At 73.1% G+C, this 16,985-nt stretch carries 17 protein-coding genes; 10 read left to right on the top strand and 7 right to left on the bottom strand.

What is annotated here, in order from left to right:
- Positions 1-59 precede the first annotated feature (59 nt).
- Positions 60-1,268 (bottom strand): DUF418 domain-containing protein, encoded by a 1,209-nt coding sequence (locus IF12_RS0113650; RefSeq protein ID WP_051704375.1) that lies wholly within the window; start codon positions 1,266-1,268, stop codon positions 60-62.
- 139 nt (positions 1,269-1,407) lie between these two features.
- On the opposite strand from IF12_RS0113650, the gene IF12_RS0113655 reads away from it, so the two are divergent.
- Positions 1,408-2,145, top strand: coding sequence for a TetR/AcrR family transcriptional regulator C-terminal domain-containing protein (locus tag IF12_RS0113655; protein ID WP_030159140.1), 738 nt, complete (start codon positions 1,408-1,410; stop codon positions 2,143-2,145).
- 3 nt (positions 2,146-2,148) lie between these two features.
- On the opposite strand, the gene IF12_RS0113660 is transcribed toward IF12_RS0113655, so the two are convergent.
- On the bottom strand, positions 2,149-2,799 hold the full coding sequence (locus IF12_RS0113660) for a response regulator transcription factor (RefSeq protein WP_030159143.1): 651 nt from the start codon (positions 2,797-2,799) through the stop codon (positions 2,149-2,151).
- A complete protein-coding gene (locus IF12_RS0113665; RefSeq protein ID WP_030159146.1) occupies positions 2,796-3,917 on the bottom strand; it encodes a sensor histidine kinase in 1,122 nt (373 codons plus the stop codon). The genes IF12_RS0113660 and IF12_RS0113665 overlap by 4 nt, the downstream gene beginning before the upstream one ends.
- Positions 3,918-4,049: 132 nt before the next feature.
- Between IF12_RS0113665 and IF12_RS0113670 the strand changes: the two genes are divergently transcribed.
- The 4 genes from IF12_RS0113670 (at position 4,050) to IF12_RS0113685 (ending at position 7,502) form a co-directional block, all read left to right on the top strand.
- Positions 4,050-4,973 (top strand): ABC transporter ATP-binding protein, encoded by a 924-nt coding sequence (locus tag IF12_RS0113670; protein WP_030159148.1) that lies wholly within the window; start codon positions 4,050-4,052, stop codon positions 4,971-4,973.
- Complete coding sequence (locus IF12_RS0113675; RefSeq protein WP_030159151.1) at positions 4,970-5,743, top strand: ABC transporter permease; 774 nt, start codon at positions 4,970-4,972, stop codon at positions 5,741-5,743. Before IF12_RS0113670 ends, IF12_RS0113675 begins: the two co-directional genes overlap by 4 nt.
- A 165-nt stretch (positions 5,744-5,908) precedes the next feature.
- Positions 5,909-6,364 (top strand): hypothetical protein, encoded by a 456-nt coding sequence (locus IF12_RS0113680; protein ID WP_030159153.1) that lies wholly within the window; start codon positions 5,909-5,911, stop codon positions 6,362-6,364.
- Between the two features lie 211 nt (positions 6,365-6,575).
- Positions 6,576-7,502: a diacylglycerol kinase family protein gene (locus IF12_RS0113685; protein ID WP_030159155.1), complete on the top strand. Its 927-nt coding sequence runs from the start codon at positions 6,576-6,578 to the stop codon at positions 7,500-7,502.
- A 50-nt stretch (positions 7,503-7,552) separates the two neighbouring features.
- On the opposite strand, the gene IF12_RS0113690 is transcribed toward IF12_RS0113685, so the two are convergent.
- Entirely contained in the window at positions 7,553-8,518 is a 966-nt protein-coding gene (locus tag IF12_RS0113690; protein ID WP_030159157.1) for a hypothetical protein, read from the bottom strand.
- A gap of 219 nt (positions 8,519-8,737) precedes the next feature.
- Between IF12_RS0113690 and IF12_RS0113695 the strand changes: the two genes are divergently transcribed.
- The 5 genes from IF12_RS0113695 to IF12_RS0113715 all read left to right on the top strand — a co-directional run bounded on the left by IF12_RS0113695 (position 8,738) and on the right by IF12_RS0113715 (position 14,479).
- The gene (locus IF12_RS0113695; protein WP_030159159.1) at positions 8,738-9,775 is read left to right on the top strand and encodes a LacI family DNA-binding transcriptional regulator; all 1,038 of its coding nucleotides are present in this window, start codon (positions 8,738-8,740) and stop codon (positions 9,773-9,775) included.
- Positions 9,772-11,376 carry an FAD-dependent oxidoreductase gene (locus IF12_RS0113700; protein ID WP_030159161.1) on the top strand — a complete coding sequence of 535 codons (1,605 nt, stop codon included), beginning with the start codon at positions 9,772-9,774 and terminating at the stop codon, positions 11,374-11,376. The genes IF12_RS0113695 and IF12_RS0113700 overlap by 4 nt, the downstream gene beginning before the upstream one ends.
- 61 nt (positions 11,377-11,437) lie before the next feature.
- The gene (locus IF12_RS0113705) at positions 11,438-12,706 is read left to right on the top strand and encodes a sugar ABC transporter substrate-binding protein (protein ID WP_030159163.1); all 1,269 of its coding nucleotides are present in this window, start codon (positions 11,438-11,440) and stop codon (positions 12,704-12,706) included.
- Positions 12,703-13,647 (top strand): carbohydrate ABC transporter permease, encoded by a 945-nt coding sequence (locus IF12_RS0113710; protein ID WP_030159165.1) that lies wholly within the window; start codon positions 12,703-12,705, stop codon positions 13,645-13,647. The genes IF12_RS0113705 and IF12_RS0113710 overlap by 4 nt, the downstream gene beginning before the upstream one ends.
- Positions 13,637-14,479, top strand: a complete 843-nt coding sequence (locus IF12_RS0113715) for a carbohydrate ABC transporter permease (RefSeq protein WP_030159167.1) — start codon at positions 13,637-13,639, stop codon at positions 14,477-14,479. Before IF12_RS0113710 ends, IF12_RS0113715 begins: the two co-directional genes overlap by 11 nt.
- A 37-nt stretch (positions 14,480-14,516) precedes the next feature.
- Here IF12_RS0113715 and IF12_RS0113720 read toward each other — a convergent pair whose 3' ends face one another.
- From IF12_RS0113720 to IF12_RS0113730, 3 genes are all read right to left on the bottom strand, one after another.
- Positions 14,517-15,524, bottom strand: a complete 1,008-nt coding sequence (locus IF12_RS0113720; RefSeq protein WP_030159169.1) for a HEAT repeat domain-containing protein — start codon at positions 15,522-15,524, stop codon at positions 14,517-14,519.
- Positions 15,511-16,179 (bottom strand): HEAT repeat domain-containing protein, encoded by a 669-nt coding sequence (locus IF12_RS0113725; RefSeq protein ID WP_133884352.1) that lies wholly within the window; start codon positions 16,177-16,179, stop codon positions 15,511-15,513. Before IF12_RS0113725 ends, IF12_RS0113720 begins: the two co-directional genes overlap by 14 nt.
- 101 nt (positions 16,180-16,280) lie before the next feature.
- Positions 16,281-16,967, bottom strand: a complete 687-nt coding sequence (locus tag IF12_RS0113730; protein ID WP_030159173.1) for an NUDIX domain-containing protein — start codon at positions 16,965-16,967, stop codon at positions 16,281-16,283.
- Positions 16,968-16,985: the final 18 nt, after the last annotated feature.

A 16,985-nucleotide genomic window follows, 5' to 3' on the forward strand; every position in this document is an offset into this window, starting at 1 on the left:
CACTGCTCACGACAATGCCGCCGGGCGCGACCGAAGTCGCACCCGGCGGCGGCGGTGTCCTAACGCTTGCGGCCGTAGGTGAGCCGCCGCAGCAGCGTCTCGGCCGGGCCGCGGTACCCGCGCCGGTGCGCCGCATAGGCGGCGACCACGGTCACCAGCCAGACGCCCAGCGCGCAGACCTGCGACACCAGCAGCGGACTGCCGACCCGCTCGTCCAGACCCAGCATGAACGGCGTCGCCAGCACCAGCCACGCCACCGACTGGAACAGGTAGCCGCTCAGCGACCGCTGCCCCAGAGCGCTGACGGCCGTCACCACCGTCCCCCTGCGCCGGCGCACCAGCCGGTGCGCGAGCAGGCCGAACAGCGCCACGTACCCGACGCCGCCGAAGAAGCCCGCCGTCTCGTACAGCATCTTCGCCCAGCCCGCCGTGGCCTCGTCCATGGACGCGAACCCGCCGCTGAGCAGTGCCATCGGCAGACCCGCGGCAGCCGCGACCGCCAGGCCGCCGAAACCGGCCCAGCGCAGCAGCCGCAGGTGCCGCTCCGGCTCCTCCAGCAGACGCCGACGCCCGGCCCAGGCGCCGACCCACACCATGAGGATCATCGGCAGCAGGAACGCGGTGTGCGTCGGCCACTCGGCGAGCCGCTCGACCACCGAGGCGCCGTACGTCGCGGTCTCGACCGACGGAAACGGCGACACCGGGATCGCCGCCCCCGACCCGGAGCCGAGCCCCGGCAGCGTCAGCGCGGCCAGCACTACCAGGTAGACCCCGCCGACGGCGAGGTACCAGGGCGCGAGGCGGTGGAACCGGTCCGAGCGGCGCAGCAGGATCAGCGTGAACGCGATCCCGATGAGGCCGTAGGCGCCCAGGAAGTCCCCTGAGTACAGCAGCACGCCGTGCGCGAGGCCGAACGCGAACAGCCACGCGTTGCGGCGCAGCAGGACCCGCCGCACCTGCCCCGGCTCGGCGCCCGCGGCGTCCTGTCGCCGGGCGAGCTGCACGAGCCCGTAGCCGAACATGATCGCGAACAGCGGGAACGCCCGCGCGTGCACGAACTCGATCATGAAGAAGTTGTAGTAGCGCTCGAGGCCCTGCGGGTGGGTCTCGACGCCGGGGGCGCTGGCGAGGAAGTAGCCGGCGCTGTTGGCGAGCGCGATGAACAGCAGCATCGCGCCGCGGGCGAGGTCGGGGGCGAGCGCCCGTTCGTCGGGGCGCACCGGGCCGCGTCCGATGCGCGGCAGTCGGAGTGTGGCTTCGGCGGTCATGTCGTTCCTTCGGGGTTCGTGAACGGAAGACTTAATTACTCGAAGATACTATACTAGAGATACTAATAGGGTGTGCGATGATGGCCCCCGCACGACGAGCGGCGACACGGAGGTGAACGCGGGCATGGACGAGGAGCGGATGCCTCCCGATCTGGCGCGGCTGTGGCGGATCGCCGCCGAATCGCGCCTCGGCCGCCCCGCGAAGCTCGACGTCGGCCGCGTCGTGGACGCCGCCGTGGCCCTCGCCGACGGCGAAGGACTGGGGGCCGCGACGCTGCCGCGGGTCGCCGAGGCGCTCGGCGTCACGAAGATGTCGCTGTACCGGCACGTCGGCTCCAAGGACGAACTGCTGGCCCTCATGCAGGACGCCGCGGCCGGACCGGTCCCGGCGTCCCTGGACGGCACCGGGCCCTGGCGCGAGCGGCTGCGGCTGTGGGCGACCGAGCACGCGTCGGTGCTCGAGCGCCACCCGTGGCTGGCGACCGCCCCGGTCGCCGGGCCCCCGAAGGGCCCCAACATGATCGCCTGGTTCGACGCCGGGCTGCGCGCCCTGCGGCCCACCGGCCTCGACTGGGGCGCGAAGGTCCGCGTCGTCATGCTCGTGGGCGAATACGTCGGCAGCGCCGTCCGCCTCGCGGCGGGGCTCGCGGCCGGGCGCGACGGCACCGGCCTCGACCAGGCGGCGGCCGAGCGGGCCTACGGCCGCGCGATGGCGACCCTGGTCGACCCCGAGCGCTTCCCGGACGCGGCCGCCCTGTTCGCCGGGGACACGCTGGAGGACACTGGCCCGAACACCGCTGCGAACGACTTCCGCTTCGGACTCGAACTCGTCCTCGACGGCGTCGCCGCGGCCGTCGAGGCCGCGGAGCGGAGCTGAGGCTCAGTCCAGGATGCCGTGGTGCAGGGCGCGCAGGACCGCCCGCGTGCGGTCCCGCGACCCGAGCTTCATGAGCACGTTGGACACGTGGTTCTTGACGGTGCCCTCGGCGAGGAACAGCGACTCGGCGATCTCCCGGTTGCTCAGCCCCGTCGCCAGGAGCCGCAGCACCTCCAGCTCCCGCTCGGTCAGCGCCGCGGGCGGCGCCCCGGCCGGGTCACCGTCGCCGGCCGCGCCCGCGCGCAGCGACCGCAGGAGCCGGTCGGTGATCGCCGGGCGCAGGAGCGTGCCGCCGCCCGCGAGGGTCTTGACCGCCTCGACCAGCTGCTCCAGCGTCACGTCCTTGAGCATGTAGCCGCGCGCGCCCGCCCGCAGGGCCTTGAGCACGAGTTCGTCGTCGTCGAACGTTGTCAGCACCAGCACGGGGACCGCGAAGCCGCCCTCGCGCAGCGCCTCCAGGGTCCAGATCCCGTCGTGGCGGGGCATCCGCAGGTCCAGCAGCACCACGTCGGGGTCGCTCTCGCCGACCGCGGCGAGCGCGGCCATGCCGTCGTCGGCCTCGGCGACCACCTCCACCTCGTCGCTGAGGTCGAGGAGTCGCCGGATGCCCTGGCGCACCAGGTGCTGGTCGTCGACCAGGCAGACGCGGATCACGCGGCGGGCACCTCCGCCCGGACGCGGAAGCCGTCGTCCCCCGAGAAGCGGACCTTCCCGCCGAGGGCCGCGAGGCGCTCGGCCATGCCGCGCAGCCCGTGCCCGACCTCGACGGTGCGGGCGCCGACGCCGTCGTCGCGGGCCTCGAAGGTGAGCAGGTCGCCCTCGGCGCCGATGTCGATCCACAGGTTCTCGGCCCCGGCGTGGCGGATGGCGTTGGTGACGACCTCCTGCACGCAGCGCACGAGGACCCGCGTGTGCGCCTCGCCGACCTCGATGCCGGAGTCGATGCGCAGGTGGACGGCCGGTTCGGGCAGGTCGGCCACGATGTCCTCCACGAGTTCGCGCAGGCGCGGGCCGCCTTCGCGGATCTCGCCGACCGCCGCGCGCACGTCCGCCAGCAGCCCGTGCGCGACCTCCTTGGCCCGGTCGACCGGCTCGGCCGCCGCGCCGTCGACCCGGTGCGAGGCGATCTCCAGTTCGAGCGCGAGGACCGTCAACTGGTGGCCGACGAGGTCGTGGAGATCCCGGGCGATGCGCAGCCGCTCCTCGACCCTGCTGGCCTCGGCCAGGAGCGCCGAGGCGGCCCGGAGCCGGGCGTGCGCCTCGGCGATCCGCTTGCGCGACCGGGTCTCCCGCAGGTGCGCGTGCACGCCCAGGACGCTCGCGGCCTGGAGCATCAGGTACAGGGCCGCGACCATGCCGATCTCGAACGGCGACGCGCTCACGAGCGCCGTGGCGACGGCCACGACCGCGGTGTTCGCGGCGACGAGGCCCGCCATGGCGCGAGGTGGCAGCAGGTAGGCGCCGATCGCGGCGTTGAACACCAGCAGGATCGGCGTCCAGCCGCTCGCCGGCGCCGTCAGCACGAGCACCGGCGCGAGCGCGGCCTGGGCCGCGAACGTCCCCAGCAGGATCGGTCGCCGCGCCGTCTCCATGAGCCACATCGTGCAGCAGAACGCGGCGGCGAAGGCCGCGAAGACGGCCAGCCACACTCCAGAAGGGACCGACGCGGGCCGCCCGCCCTGGAAGTGGACCACCACGACCGGCACGCCGACGGCCAGGCAGGCCGCCGTCATGAACACCCCGCCCCAGATCTGCGCTCTCAGCCGTGTCATCGCGCCCAGCCTATGCGCCGGCGCCGCCGCGCGCCCGTGCCGGAAGTCATGGGCGCGATCCGTGACCTCTCGGACAGGCGCGCGCCCGGCCCGATCCCTACGGTCGAAGGCACCACCACCGAAGGAGTCCCATTGCCCGCCATCGAGATAGTGAACCTGCGCAAGCGCTACGGCGACACCGTCGCCGTCGAGGACGTCAGCCTGAGCGTCGAGGCCGGGGAGATCTTCGGCGTCCTGGGCCGCAACGGCGCCGGCAAGACCACCACCGTGGAGACCGTCGCCGGACTGCGCCGCCCCGACGGCGGCACCGTGCGCGTCTTCGGCATCGACCCGCAGCGCGACCGGCGCCGCCTCCGCCAGGTCCTCGGCGTCCAGCTCCAGGAGACCGCGCTGCACGCGGCGCTGACGGTGCGCGAACTCATGCGCCTCCACCGGTCCTTCTACCGCGACGGGGCCGACCCCGACGAGCTGGTCGAGCGCGTCGGCCTCACCGGCCAGCGCCGCACCCGCTTCGAGGCGCTCTCGGGCGGCCAGCAGCAGCGATTGAACATCGCGCTCGCCCTGCTGGGCCGCCCGCGGGCGGTCATCCTCGACGAGCTGACCACCGGCCTCGACCCCGAGGCGCGGCGCCAGATGTGGGGCGCGGTCGAGCGGCTGCGCGAGGGCGGCGTCACGGTGCTCCTGGTCAGCCACCACATGGAGGAGGTCGAGCGGCTCTGCGACCGCGTCGCGCTCCTGGACTCCGGACGGGTCGCGGCCGTGGACTCGCCCGCCGGGCTCGTCGCCGGCGCGGGCCTGGAGCAGGTCGTGCGCCTCAAGGCCGCGGCGGCCTTCGACCTCGCGGTCCTCGAGGCGGTCGAGGAGGCCCGGTCGGTGCGCGCGGTCGGCGACCAGGTGGTCGTCACCGGCAGCGGGAACCTCCTCCACGCCGTCAGCGCCGCCCTGGTGCGGGCCGAGGTGGTCGTCCTCGACACGCGGTTCGAACGGGCCTCTCTTGAGGACGCCTTCCTCGCGCTGACCGGCAGCGCCTTCGACGACGAAACGAGTGAACGATGAGCGACGTCGCCACGATCCCCGCCCGCCGGCCGGGCCCGCGCGCCTGGGCCGCCCTCGTCGCCGCCGAGGCCAAGATGGTCATGCGCGACACCTCCGGCCTGGTCATCCCGTTCGGACTGCCGCTGCTGGTGCTCGTGATGAACGGGCTCAGCTCCCGCGACGCCGACGATCTCGCGGGCTACTCGGTCTTCGAGGGCTACGTGCTGCCGGTGGCCCTGACGATGGTCGTCGCGGTCATCGGCGTGGTGAACATGCCGAGCTTCCTGGCCTACTACCGCCGGTCGAAGGTCCTGCGCCGCCTGGCGGTCACCCCGGCGAACCCGGGCATGATCCTGGTCGCGCAGGTGGTCGTGAGCCTGGCCCAGTCGATGGTCGGCGTGGCGCTGGGCGTGGGCGCGGCGATGCTGTTCTTCGACGTGGGGCTCCCGGCGAACCTCGGGACGGCCCTGGCCGTGTTCGGCCTCGCGGCCCTGAGCATGTACGCGGTCGGCATGTTCGTCGCGGCGGTCGCGCCCTCGGGGAACGCGGCGGTCGCGATCGGGCTGAGCCTGTTCTTCGCGTTCGGCGCGACTGGCGGGATGTTCGGTCCCACCGAGGTCCTGCCGGGCCCGATCGCCGTGATCGGGGAGGCGCTGCCGTTCGGCGCGGCCGTCAAGGCCTTCGGGGCGGCGTGGATCGGCGCGGACCTGAATCCGGCGCACCTCATTGCGATGGTCGTCGCGATCGCGGTGAGCAGCGCGGTCGCGGTCGCCGCGTTCCGCTGGGACTGACGCGTTCGGGGCCACCGCGCCGCCCCGAGCGGGCGGCGCGGCGGCGTCACCGACGGTGACGACGGGGCGTGACCGGGCGGGTGCCGGGGGTGAAAGTCGCCGAAGTCGGCAGTCTCATGGTCCAGGCACTGCCGCTAACCCGCCCCGGCCGGTTACGGTTCAAGGATGAACTACCGCTATCTTTCGCAGAACGACGCCGACGCGGTCGTCGAATCCAAGCACCCGCAGGCGCAGCGCCTGCCCGCACTGTCGGACCTGCTGGACGGCGACCTGCTGTGGGACCAGGACTCCCGCACGCTCGTCTACGTCGTCGACTCGTGGATCGACGGCATGGGGTACGGCCGCCGCCTGCACACCTGCGCCGCCTGGAACGTCACCGGTGACAAGGACCTCGCCTTCGGCTTCTCCCGCGCCGCCAAGACCGCCGATCCCGACCTGGTGACCGCGGCCGCCGACGAGATCCTCGACATGGTCGCCGCCGGCGTGGCCGCGGCCGACGACGCCGCCGCCACGGCCGCGATCACCGCGGTCCTGCACAGCGGCCTGGCCGAGTCGCCCTCGCGCAAGCCCATGTTCGCCGCGCTCCGGGCCCAGCAGGCGGCCCGCACGCCCGCGGCCTGATCCCCGCGCTCCGGCCGGTGCGGCGGCAGCGCCCTGCGGCGCGCCGATCCCCACCGCTCGCGGACGGCCGGAGCGTCGCCTCGACGAGGTGCCGCGGCGGGCACGATCGGGTTCCCTTCGCCTCGACCCTGAGTAGGGTGGGAGGCATCGACGACTGTGGAACCGCGGGCCCCGTCCGGGGCGCGTCGGATCGCGTGCGAAGGAGAACCCGATGGCCGGCCGGATCGCGATCGTGTGGAACCCGTCGAAGACGTCCCGAGAGGACCTCGAAGCGGCGCTGCCGGACACCGAGGCCGAACTCTCGTGGTACGAGACCAGTCCCGACGATCCCGGCCGCGGGGCCACCGGCGAGGCCCTCGCCGCGGGCGCCGACGTGGTGGTCGCGGCGGGCGGTGACGGGACCGTGCGCGCCGTCGCCGAGCGGCTCGCCCACGACGGGGCCGAGGCCGACCTCGTGATCGTCCCGCTCGGGACCGGAAACCTGCTGGCGCGCAACCTCGACGTGCCGATCGGCGACCTCGAGGGCGCCCTCGCGCGGGCCTTCGAGGGCGAGTCGCGCGTGATCGACCTCGGCTGGGTCGAAGCCGACCTCGCCGAAGGCCGTGTGCGCCAGGCGTTCGCCGTCATCGCCGGGTTCGGCATCGACGCCCACATGATCGTCGAGACCGACGAGGACCTCAAGAGCAGGGTCGGCTGGCTCGCCTACGTCGAGTCGCTCGGGCGCGCGCTCGACGCGAGCGACGTGGTGGAGTTCGACCTCACCGTCGACGGCGACGCGACCGAGCGGACCTCGGGGCACACCTTCCTCGTCGGCAACTGCGGGACGCTCCAGGGCGGCATCAGGCTCCTGCCCGACGCCGACCCCTCCGACGGCGAGCTCGACGTGCTCGTGCTCAGCGCCGAAAGCGCAGGCGAGTGGCTGGAGACGATCCACTCCTTCGTGTGGCACAACGGCATCCGGCGGCTCTTCCGCTCCGGTGACGAGGCGCGCAGCGCCGACTCGACCGCGCACTCGCGGGCGCGCCGGCTCGCGGTCGCGCTGCCCGAGCCGCGCGTGCTGGAGATCGACGGCGAGGACCTCGGCGAGACGAGGGCCTTCACGATCGCGATCCAGCCCGACGCCGTCAGGGTCCGCTGACGTGAACTGAAAGGGCGGGCGACCTCGGGTCGCCCGCCCTGCTTCGCGTATCAGGCCCGCGCGATGGCGATGTTCGTGCTGCCCCGCTGCCCCGCCTCGTAGAACATGTACAGCCGCCCGCCCTCCTCGGCGAAGCTCGGGGCGGCCGCGCGGGTGGCGACCGGCTCGGTGTACAGGACGCCGAGGTGCTCCTCGCGGTCGAAGCTCGTGCCGACCCGCGTGACCCGGATGTTCCCGTCGCCGCCGTGGTAGACCACGTAGCCGCCGCCGTTGCGTGACCAGTAGTGCGGCCCCGACAGCTGCCCGCCCTCGCCCGCGGCGGGGGAGATGAGCGGCTGCGGCTTGAACTGCCAGCCCGAGGCCAGCGAGTGCGACCAGCCGATGAAGATCTTCCTGGTCCCGGCCTGGTTGCCCATGAACAGCATGACGTACACGCCGGGCTGGACCGGGTGCGGGAACACCCGCGCGTACGAGGCCTCCGAGACGTTCGAGGGCAGCATCGAGGTGTGCAGGATCGGCTCGCCGAAGCCGAAGCTGCGCCCGTCGGCCGAGGTCGCCACGCGCGTGGTCCGGTTGTCCCCGTGGAAGTACAGGTACATCCGCCGGTCCGCTTCGTTCCAGTACGCGTGCGGGCTGGAGACGTGCGGCGCCGAGTAGGGGTCGCGCGTGATGATCGGGTTGGCCGAGTACTCCCTCCACGGCCCTTCGAGCGAGTCGGCGTAGGCCAGGCAGATCCCGCCCGGGTCGTCGTGCGGCGCGTAGTACATGTACCAGGCGCCCAAGGGGTTCTGGACCTTCCCGGCCACGTGTCGGATCGAGGGGAAGATGATCTCCCTCCTGGCGGGGGCGTAGCTCAGGGTGCTCTTGTCCATCGCCGCGCCCAGGCGCGTGAAGGTCGGGAAGCCCGGGATGGCCGCGGCGGCCGGGGCGGCGCCGAGCGCCGCGGTCGCGCCCAGCGCGGCGGCCCCCAGCAGCAGCCCGCGCCGGCCGAAGGCGGACGGTCGATCGGAATCCATGTTCACTCCAGTCCGGCCCGCGCGGCCGCCGCCGCGCCACGGTGCGCGGCGGCGCACAAGCGCCGATACGGGCCTTTGGGGACGAGTCTGGGAGGGGGCCGACCGGCCGTCAAGATGATAATACGAATTATCATCTTGACGACCCGGAAACGGGCGTGCAACATGATCACACGCACCTGTGCTGATACGCATTATCAGCCCATCGAGAAAGGCCCTCCAGTGACCGGACCCCGCCGCCGCGTGACGCAGCGAGACATCGCGCGCCTCAGCGGCGTCAGCCAGGCCACCGTCTCCCTGGTGCTCAACAACCGCCTCGACGCGGGGGTGCGGATCGCCCCCGACACCCGCCAGCGGGTCCTCGACGCCATCCGCGAGACCGGCTACGTCGCCGACCCCGTCGCCCGCCGCCTCGCCGACCAGTACAACCGCATCATCGGCGTCTTCACCTACGAGGCCGTCTTCCCCTCCGGCACCCGCGACTTCTACCACCCGTTCCTCGTCGGCATCGAAGAGCAGGCCGAACGCCTCGGCTGCGACCTGCTCCTGCTCACCAGCGCCCCCGTCGAGGACGGAAGGCGCCGCATCTTCGCCGAGGGCAGCCGCATCCGCCTCGCCGACGGCTGCGTCCTGTTCGGACGCGAGATCGACCGCGACGACCTCACCCGCCTCGTCGCCGAAGGCATCCCCTTCGTCTCCGTCGGCCGCCGCGACGACGCCGGCGGCCCCGTCCCCTACGTCGGCGCCGACTACCCCGCCGCGACCGCCGCCCTCGTCACCCGCGCCGCCGCCCTCGGCCACCGCAGCCTCGCCTACATCGGACTCGGCGCCGGACCCGAGTCCTTCCAAGACCGCCTGCGCGGCTTCGACACCGCCGCCGCGGCCGCCGGCGCCGCCACCCGGCGCCTGCCCGAGGCCGACCCCGCCGCCCTCGACGCCGCCGTCGAAGGCGGCGTGAGCGCCCTGTTCCTCGAAGAGCCCGCCGACGTCCCCGCCGTCACCGCCTGGGCCCGCGAAAGGGGCCTCGACCTCCCCGCCGACCTCTCCCTCGTCGCCCTCGGTGACCCGACCCGGCCGGTGTCGATCGACCTCGACGTCACCGGCTTCACCATCCCCCGCCGCGAGATGGGCCGCCAGGCCCTCGACGTGTTCGGCGCCCTGTTGGAGAACGCCGAGACCGACACGCAGCGGCTGCTCCCGTGCGAACTGCACGACGGCGCGACCCTCGCGCCGCCACCCACCGGAAGGAACCAGCCTTGAACGACCTCCAAGCCGACATCCTCGTCGTGGGCGGCGGCCTCGGCGGCGTCGCCGCCGCACTCGCCGCGCTGCGCGCCGGACGAAGCGTCGTCCTCACCGAGGAGCACGACTGGATCGGCGGTCAACTGACGAGCCAGGCCGTCCCGCCCGACGAGTCCTCCTGGGTCGAGCAGTTCGGCGTCACGGCCTCCTACCGGAGCCTGCGCGAAGGCATCCGCGACTACTACCGGCGCCACTACCCGCTCACCGAGGCCGCCCGCGCCAAGGCCGACCTCAACCCCGGCGGCGGGCACGTCAGCCGCCTGTGCCACGAGCCGCGCGTGGCCGTCGCCGTCATCGAGGCCATGCTCGCCCCCTACCGCGGGTCGGGCCTGCTGCGCCTGCTCCAGCCCTACCGGCCCGTCGCCGCCGACGTGGACGGCGACCGGATCGAGGCGGTCACCCTCGCCCACCGCGACACCGGCGACCGCCTCACCGTCGCCGCGCCGTTCGTCCTGGACGCCACCGAGACCGGCGAACTGCTGCCGCTCACCGGCACCGAGTACGTCACCGGCTTCGAATCCCAGCGCGACACCGGCGAGCCGAGCGCGCCCGACCAGGCCCAGCCGGACAACATGCAGGCGGTCTCGGTGTGCTTCGCGATCGACCACGTCGACGGCGACCACACGATCGACAAACCCGCCGACTACGACTTCTGGCGCGAGTTCCGCACCGACTTCTGGGGCGGGAACCTCCTGGGATTCCGCGCCCCGAACCCGCGCACGCTGGAGGCGGCCGAGCGGACCTTCGTGCCCAACCCCGACGACGACCCCCTCGCGGTCGTCGGCGACCAGCGCCGCGGCGGCGGCGACATGAACCTGTGGACCTTCCGCCGCATCGCCGCCCGCCGCACCTTCACCCCCGGGGCCTACCCCAGCGACATCACCCTCGTCAACTGGCCGATGATCGACTACTTCCTGGCCCCGGTCATCGACAACCCCGACGCCGCGGCCCACCTGGACCGGGCCCGCGACCTCTCCCGCAGCGTCTTCTACTGGCTCCAGACCGAGGCGCCCCGCCCCGACGGCGGCCACGGCTGGCCCGGACTGCGCCTGAGGGGCGACGTCACCGGCTCCGCCGACGGCCTCGCCCAAGCCCCCTACCACCGCGAATCGCGCCGCATCAAGGCCGAGTACACGATCGTCGAACAGGACCTGTCGGCCGCCGTCCGCGGCGACAAGGGCGCGGTGTCCTACCACGACAGCGTCGGCGTCGGCATGTACCGCATCGACCTCCACCCCTCCACAGGCGGCGACAACTACATCGACGTCGCCTCCTGCCCCTTCGAGATCCCGCTCGGCGCACTCCTGCCGGTGCGGACCGAGAACCTGCTGCCCGCCGGGAAGAACCTCGGCACCACGCACATCACCAACGGCTGCTACCGCCTGCACCCGGTCGAGTGGAACATCGGCGAGGCCGCCGGCGCCCTCGCCGCCTTCAGCCTCGACCGCGGCGTCCCGCCGCGCGCCGTCGGCGCCGACCGGGAGCTGCTGGCCGACTTCCAGGACCGACTCGCCGCGCAGGGCGTCGAACTGCGCTGGCCCGACATCGCGGCGTACTAACGTGCCGCTCACCGACTTGCCGCTCACAGACAGAGCCGTCTACCGAGAAGGAGAACCCCTTATGAGACACCCGCGACTCCTGCTGGCCGCCGCGCTGGCCGCGCCGCTCGTCCTCGCCGCCTGCGGCGGCGGATCCGACGACGGGCCGGTCACGCTGCGCATGACCACCTGGTCGGCCAACGAGGACCACCTCGCGATGCTGAACGAGATCGCCGACGCCTACATCGCCGACCACCCCGACGTGGAGGCGATCGAGTTCGACCCGCTCCCGTTCGACGGCTACACCAGCACCCTCACCACCCAGATCGCCGGCGACAACGCCCCCGACCTGGCCTGGATCCTGGAGAACGCCGCGCCCGACTTCGTCACCAGCGGCGCCCTGGTGCCCTTGTCCGAGACGCTCTCGGGCACCGACGGCTACGAGTACGACGACCTCGTCCCGGCCGCCACCGAGCTGTGGCGCGAGGGCGACGAGCTGTACGCCTACCCGTTCTCGACCTCGCCGTTCGCGATGTTCGCGAACGACGACCTCCTCGCCGAGGCCGGTCAGCCCACCGCCGCCGAGCTCATCGAGTCCGGCGAGTGGAACTGGGACCGGGTCGTCGAGGCCGGCGCGGCCGTCCACGCCCAGACCGGCGCCGACGGCATCGTCATCCGCGACTTCGACTACACCGGCTGGGACAACCTCTCGACCCTGTGGACCGGCTGGGGCGCCAGCGCCTGGAGCGCCGACGGCACCGAGTGCGGCTTCGACGACCCGGAGATGACCGAGGCGCTCACGTTCATGCACGACGCCGTGTTCGAGCAGGAGGCCATGCCCGGACCGGGCACGACCGCGGACTTCTTCGCGGGCGAGGCCGCCTTCACCGTCACGCAGATCTCGCGCGCCGGGCTCCTCGCCGAGGCCCCGTTCGCGTGGGACCTCGTGCCGCTCCCGGCCGGGCCCTCGGGCGAGTACGCCGTCATCGGCCAAGGCGGCCTCGGCGTCCTCACCGTCGCCCCGCACCCGGAGGAGGCGGCCGACTTCCTCGCCTACATGACCAACCCGGAGAACTCCGTGAAGCTCGCGCAGTTCTTCCCGCCGCCGCGCGCCTCGCAGCTGACCGCCGAGGTCCTCGGCCAGGCCAACCCGCTCTTGAGCGCCGAGCAGCTCCAGGCGGTCGTCATCGACCGGATCGACTCGGGCGTCGTCAAGCCCAGCCACACCGGCCAGGCCCAGCTCGACCAGGCCGTGCGCGCCGCGCTCGACCCGCTGTGGACCCCCGGCGCCGACGTGGAGGCCGTCCTGGCCGACCTGTGCGCCGCCATCGACCCGCTGCTGGCGCGATGACCGAGGCGGACACCGAAACCGCGCCCGGCCGGGAAGCCTCCCGGCCGGCGCGGCCCTCCTGGTGGACCGCCCGCCGCCGGGACAACCTGGCGGGGTTCCTGTTCGCCGGGCCGCAACTGGCCGGGACGCTCGTGTTCGTGCTCTTGCCGCTCGGGCTGATGTTCTGGTACAGCTTCCACGAGTGGAACGTGCTCGCCGGGGGCTTCCGGTTCACCGGCGCCGAGAACTACGAGCGGCTCGTCCAGGACCCGGCCCTGCCGGGCGTGCTGGGGGCGACCGCGGCGTTCTCGGTCGGGCTGGTCGCGCTCAACCTGAGCCTCGCGCTGGTGCTGGCGATCCTGCTCGACCAGAAGCTGCGCGGCACGATCCTGTTCCGCACGATCTTCTTCTCGCCGGTCGCGGTCACCTTGGTGGCCTGGACGATCGTGTGGCGCTTCCTGCTCCAGGACGACGGCGGCATCAACGGGCTGCTGTCGGTGGTGGGCGCGGAGGGCCCGAACTGGCTGCGCGGGGAGACCACCGCGATGGCGGCCGTCATCGTCGTGCAGGTGCTCAAGAACGTGGGGCTCAACATGGTCCTGTTCCTCGCCGCGCTCCAAGGGGTCCCCAAGGAGCTGTACGAGGCGTCCACGATCGACGGCGCGGGCGCGTGGACGCGGTTCCGGCGCATCACGATGCCGATGATCAGCCCCACGATCCTGCTCACCTCGATCATCACCGTCGTCGGCTCGCTCCAGGTGTTCGCGCAGATCGACGTCCTCACCAAGGGCGGGCCGGGCACCTCGACGACGGTGCTCGTCTACTACCTGTACCAGAACGCCTTCCAGTTCCACGACTTCGGCTACGGCGCGACCCTCTCGGTGCTGCTGTTCGCGATCGTCCTGGTGCTCACCGTGATTCAGTGGCAGATGCGCAGAAAGTGGGTCGTCCATGAGGACTGAGCGCTCCCGCAGGGCCAAGCTCGCCCTCTACGGGCTGCTGTGCGTCCTGGCCGTCCCGTTCGTGTTCCCCACCTGGTGGATGGTCACCTCCAGCCTCAAGCCGGCGAACGAGATCTTCGCGTTCCCGCCCACGCTGTGGCCCGCCGACGCGACCCTGCACGCCTACGGGCGCGTGTTCGACTTCGCGCCCTTCGGCGTGCAGTACTTCAACAGCATGTACATCGCCCTGGTCGTCACCGTCGGGACCCTCGCGGTGTCCTCGATGGCCGGGTACGCGTTCGCGCGCATCAAGTTCCCCGGGCACAACCTGCTGTTCCTCGTCGTCCTCGTCGGCCTGCTCATCCCGAGCGAGGTCACGATCGTGCCGCTGTTCCAGATGTTCAACCGGTTCGGCATGGTCGACACGCACTGGCCGCTGCTGCTGGTGCCGATCTTCGGCGCCCCGAGCGTCCTGGCGACCTTGATCATGCGGCAGTTCTTCATCGCGCTGCCCGCCGAGATCGAGGAGGCCGGGCGCATGGACGGCCTGGGCCGCTTCGGGCTCTACTGGCGGATGGCGCTGCCGCTGTCGCGCCCGGCGCTCGGCGCGGTCGCGATCTTCTCGTTCCTGCACAGCTGGAACCTCTACCTCGAACCGGTCGTGTTCCTGTCCACCCCGGAGAAGTTCACGCTGCCGCAGGCGCTGACGCAGTTCACCGACGCCTACGGCGGTCCGATGTGGGACGTCCAGCTCTCGGCGGCGACGATGACGGCGCTGCCGGTCCTGATCGTCTTCATCGTGGCCCAGCGCCAGTTCGTGGAGGGCCTGGCCCACACCGGCCTCAAAGGCTGACCGCGCCCGCGGCGGAGCCCGGCTCCGCCGCGGGGCGTCAGCGCCCGGCGTCCTCGCTCGGGTCTTCGATGAGGCCCGCGAGCGCCGCGGCGGCGCGGGCCACGGTCCGGTCCTCGTCGCGGGCCAGCCGCGCCAGCACCTCCAGTGCCACGGCCGTCGGCAGCTCGGCGGCCGCCTGGACCAGGCGCATCCGCACCGCCGGCGGCGCCGCGACCTGGTCGAGCAGATCGCGTTCGATCCGCTCGGCCCTCGCCGGGTCCCGCGCGAGGGCGCCCAGCACTTCGGCCGCGTCGACGTCGTTCACGCCCTCGACGACCATGCCGACGAGCACCGGCACCGCCTCGTCCCTGCCGCGCGCGCCCAGCGCGAGCGCGGCGTGCCTGCGGACGGTCGCGTCCTCGTCCGCGAGCGCCTCGGTGAGCGCTGCGGTCGCCGCCTCACCGGGAACCTCGGCGAGGGCCGCCACCGCCCGCCGCCTGACCTCGACGTCCTCGGAGTGCAGACCGGCCGCGAGGTCCGCGGCGGCGTCGCTGTCGGACCGCGCGAGCGCCCACCGCAGGGCCCCGGCGACGTTCGGATCGGCCTCGGCCAGGATCGCCTCGGCCAGCACCGGCGCGGGCGCCTCCGCCTCCGGTGCGAGGACGGCCTGCTGGCGCCGGGCGGCGCTCGGCGACCCGAGCCCGTGCAGGAGCTCGACGATCCGCAGGACGTCCTCCCAGCCGGAGGGCTCGGACGCGTCGACCGCGCGCAGGCGCCGCAGCAGCTCCCGCTCCCGGCCCAGCCGCGCTTCGGCCTCCCGGGTGAGGTCGGCGATGAGCGCGGAGGGCGAGAAGCCGGGGTCGCCCAGCACCTGCCCGATCTGGCGCAGCGACAGGCCCAACGTCCGCAGGCTCTCGACGTGGAAGATCCGCCGCAGGTCCTCCTCGGCGTACTCGCGGTAGCCGCCGACGGTGCGGCCGGTGGGCCGCACCAGGTCGAGGGCGTCGTAGTGCCTGAGCATCCTGGCGCTGACCCCCGAGCGGCGCGCGACCTCACCTATCAGCACCCGGCTCCCCTCCCAATGCGACGATCCGCTTCGCCTCGTGCACGGCGAGCTCGAACCCGGCGTCCGGGTCGAGCAGCAGCCGCTCCGTGGCCCCCGCGTGTGCGCGGACCTCCGGGTCGCCGCTCGCCTTCGCCCGATCGAGGACCGGCTCGATCGCCGCTCCGAGCGCGACGAGGGCCCGGCTCAGGCTGAGCCGCAGCTCCCGGTCGCCGCGGCCGAACTGCGCGGCGAGCTCCTCGGCCAAGTCCTCCTCCCGCCCTTCGGGCACGAGGGCGACGGCGGCGCGCCACGCGCTGCGGGCGACCTCCTCGTCGGGGTCGCGCAGCAGGTCCCGCGTGATCGCGGGCCACGCCCGGGCGTCCCCGATCTTGGACAGCGTATGCAGCGCCTGGCTCCGCGCCTGCGCGCTTCCCGAAAGCTCCGCGCGCAGCCGCGGCACGGTGACCTCCGGTGCGAAGCGCGTCAGCGCCCACGTGAGCATGTCCCGCACGAAGAAGTCCGGCTCGACCCCGCACCGCGCGACCAGCGCCTCGACCTGCGAGGGCTCGGGATGCGTGCCGATGGCGAGCGCGGCCTTGAGCCGCGTCGACGCGTCGGCGGCGGCCAGCGCCGCGACCGGGCCCGTGCCCGGCGAATCCGTGTGCTCCACGTTCATGGGAACCACCTCCGGCACCCAAGTAAAGACCTTGCCACCGTGTCAATGTCAAATCCGCGCCGAAAAGCGGCCCCCGTCGGCCGAATCGGGGCGCTCGCGCCTCAGTCGGGTCTGCGGCGCAGCAGCGGGGGGTTGAGCATCCGGGCGTCGCCTTGGCGGAAAAGGCGGGCCGGGCGGCCCGTGCCGCCCTCGGTCGACGCTCCCGTGGGGGTCACGAAACCCGGGGTCGAGGTCGCCTTGCGGTGGAAGTTCCGCGGGTCCAGCGGCTCGCCCCACACCGCCTCGTAGACCTGGCGCAGCGCGGCGATCGTGAACTCCGGCGGGCAGAACGCCGCCGCGAGCGGCGTGTACTCCAGTTTGGACCGGGCCCGTTCCACCCCGTCGGCCAGGATGCGGTCGTGGTCGAACGCCAGGCCCCGCTGGCCGACCGGCCGCCACTGGGCCTCGGCCGCGTCGCTGCCCGCCGTCGGCGCCGGCAGGTCGGGCAGGAACGCCAGGTACGCCACCGTGACCACCCGCCCCCGCGGATCACGTTCGGGCGCACCGTAACTGCCCAGCTGCTCCAGATGCCCGCCCGGACCGGCGATGCCGGTCTCCTCGGCCAGCTCGCGCCGCGCCGCCGCGGGCAGGTCCTCGTCGGCGAGCACGAAGCCCCCCGGCAGCGCCCAGCGGTCGCGATGGGGCTCGATGCCGCGCCTGACCAGCAGCGCGTGCAGATCGCCCTCCCGGACCGTGAGCACCACGAGGTCGACCGTGACCGCGAACACTGGAAAACCCGTTATCACCATATTGACGATAACCTAGCA

It is taken from the genome of Glycomyces sp. NRRL B-16210 (genome assembly GCF_000719515.1).
In the GTDB taxonomy this organism is placed as follows: domain Bacteria; phylum Actinomycetota; class Actinomycetes; order Mycobacteriales; family Micromonosporaceae; genus Glycomyces.

Excerpts from the sequence above, each read along its gene's own strand:
- IF12_RS0113650 (WP_051704375.1), bottom strand. The coding sequence starts at position 1,268 with ATGACCGCCGAAGCCACACTCCGACTGCCGCGCATCGGACGCGGCCCG.
- IF12_RS0113655 (WP_030159140.1), top strand. The coding sequence starts at position 1,408 with ATGCCTCCCGATCTGGCGCGGCTGTGGCGGATCGCCGCCGAATCGCGC.
- IF12_RS0113665 (WP_030159146.1), bottom strand. The coding sequence starts at position 3,917 with ATGACACGGCTGAGAGCGCAGATCTGGGGCGGGGTGTTCATGACGGCG.
- IF12_RS0113675 (WP_030159151.1), top strand. The coding sequence starts at position 4,970 with ATGAGCGACGTCGCCACGATCCCCGCCCGCCGGCCGGGCCCGCGCGCC.
- IF12_RS0113680 (WP_030159153.1), top strand. The coding sequence starts at position 5,909 with ATGAACTACCGCTATCTTTCGCAGAACGACGCCGACGCGGTCGTCGAA.
- IF12_RS0113685 (WP_030159155.1), top strand. The coding sequence starts at position 6,576 with ATGGCCGGCCGGATCGCGATCGTGTGGAACCCGTCGAAGACGTCCCGA.
- IF12_RS0113690 (WP_030159157.1), bottom strand. The coding sequence starts at position 8,518 with ATGGATTCCGATCGACCGTCCGCCTTCGGCCGGCGCGGGCTGCTGCTG.
- IF12_RS0113705 (WP_030159163.1), top strand. The coding sequence starts at position 11,438 with ATGAGACACCCGCGACTCCTGCTGGCCGCCGCGCTGGCCGCGCCGCTC.
- IF12_RS0113710 (WP_030159165.1), top strand. The coding sequence starts at position 12,703 with ATGACCGAGGCGGACACCGAAACCGCGCCCGGCCGGGAAGCCTCCCGG.
- IF12_RS0113715 (WP_030159167.1), top strand. The coding sequence starts at position 13,637 with ATGAGGACTGAGCGCTCCCGCAGGGCCAAGCTCGCCCTCTACGGGCTG.
- IF12_RS0113725 (WP_133884352.1), bottom strand. The coding sequence starts at position 16,179 with ATGAACGTGGAGCACACGGATTCGCCGGGCACGGGCCCGGTCGCGGCG.
- IF12_RS0113730 (WP_030159173.1), bottom strand. The coding sequence starts at position 16,967 with ATGGTGATAACGGGTTTTCCAGTGTTCGCGGTCACGGTCGACCTCGTG.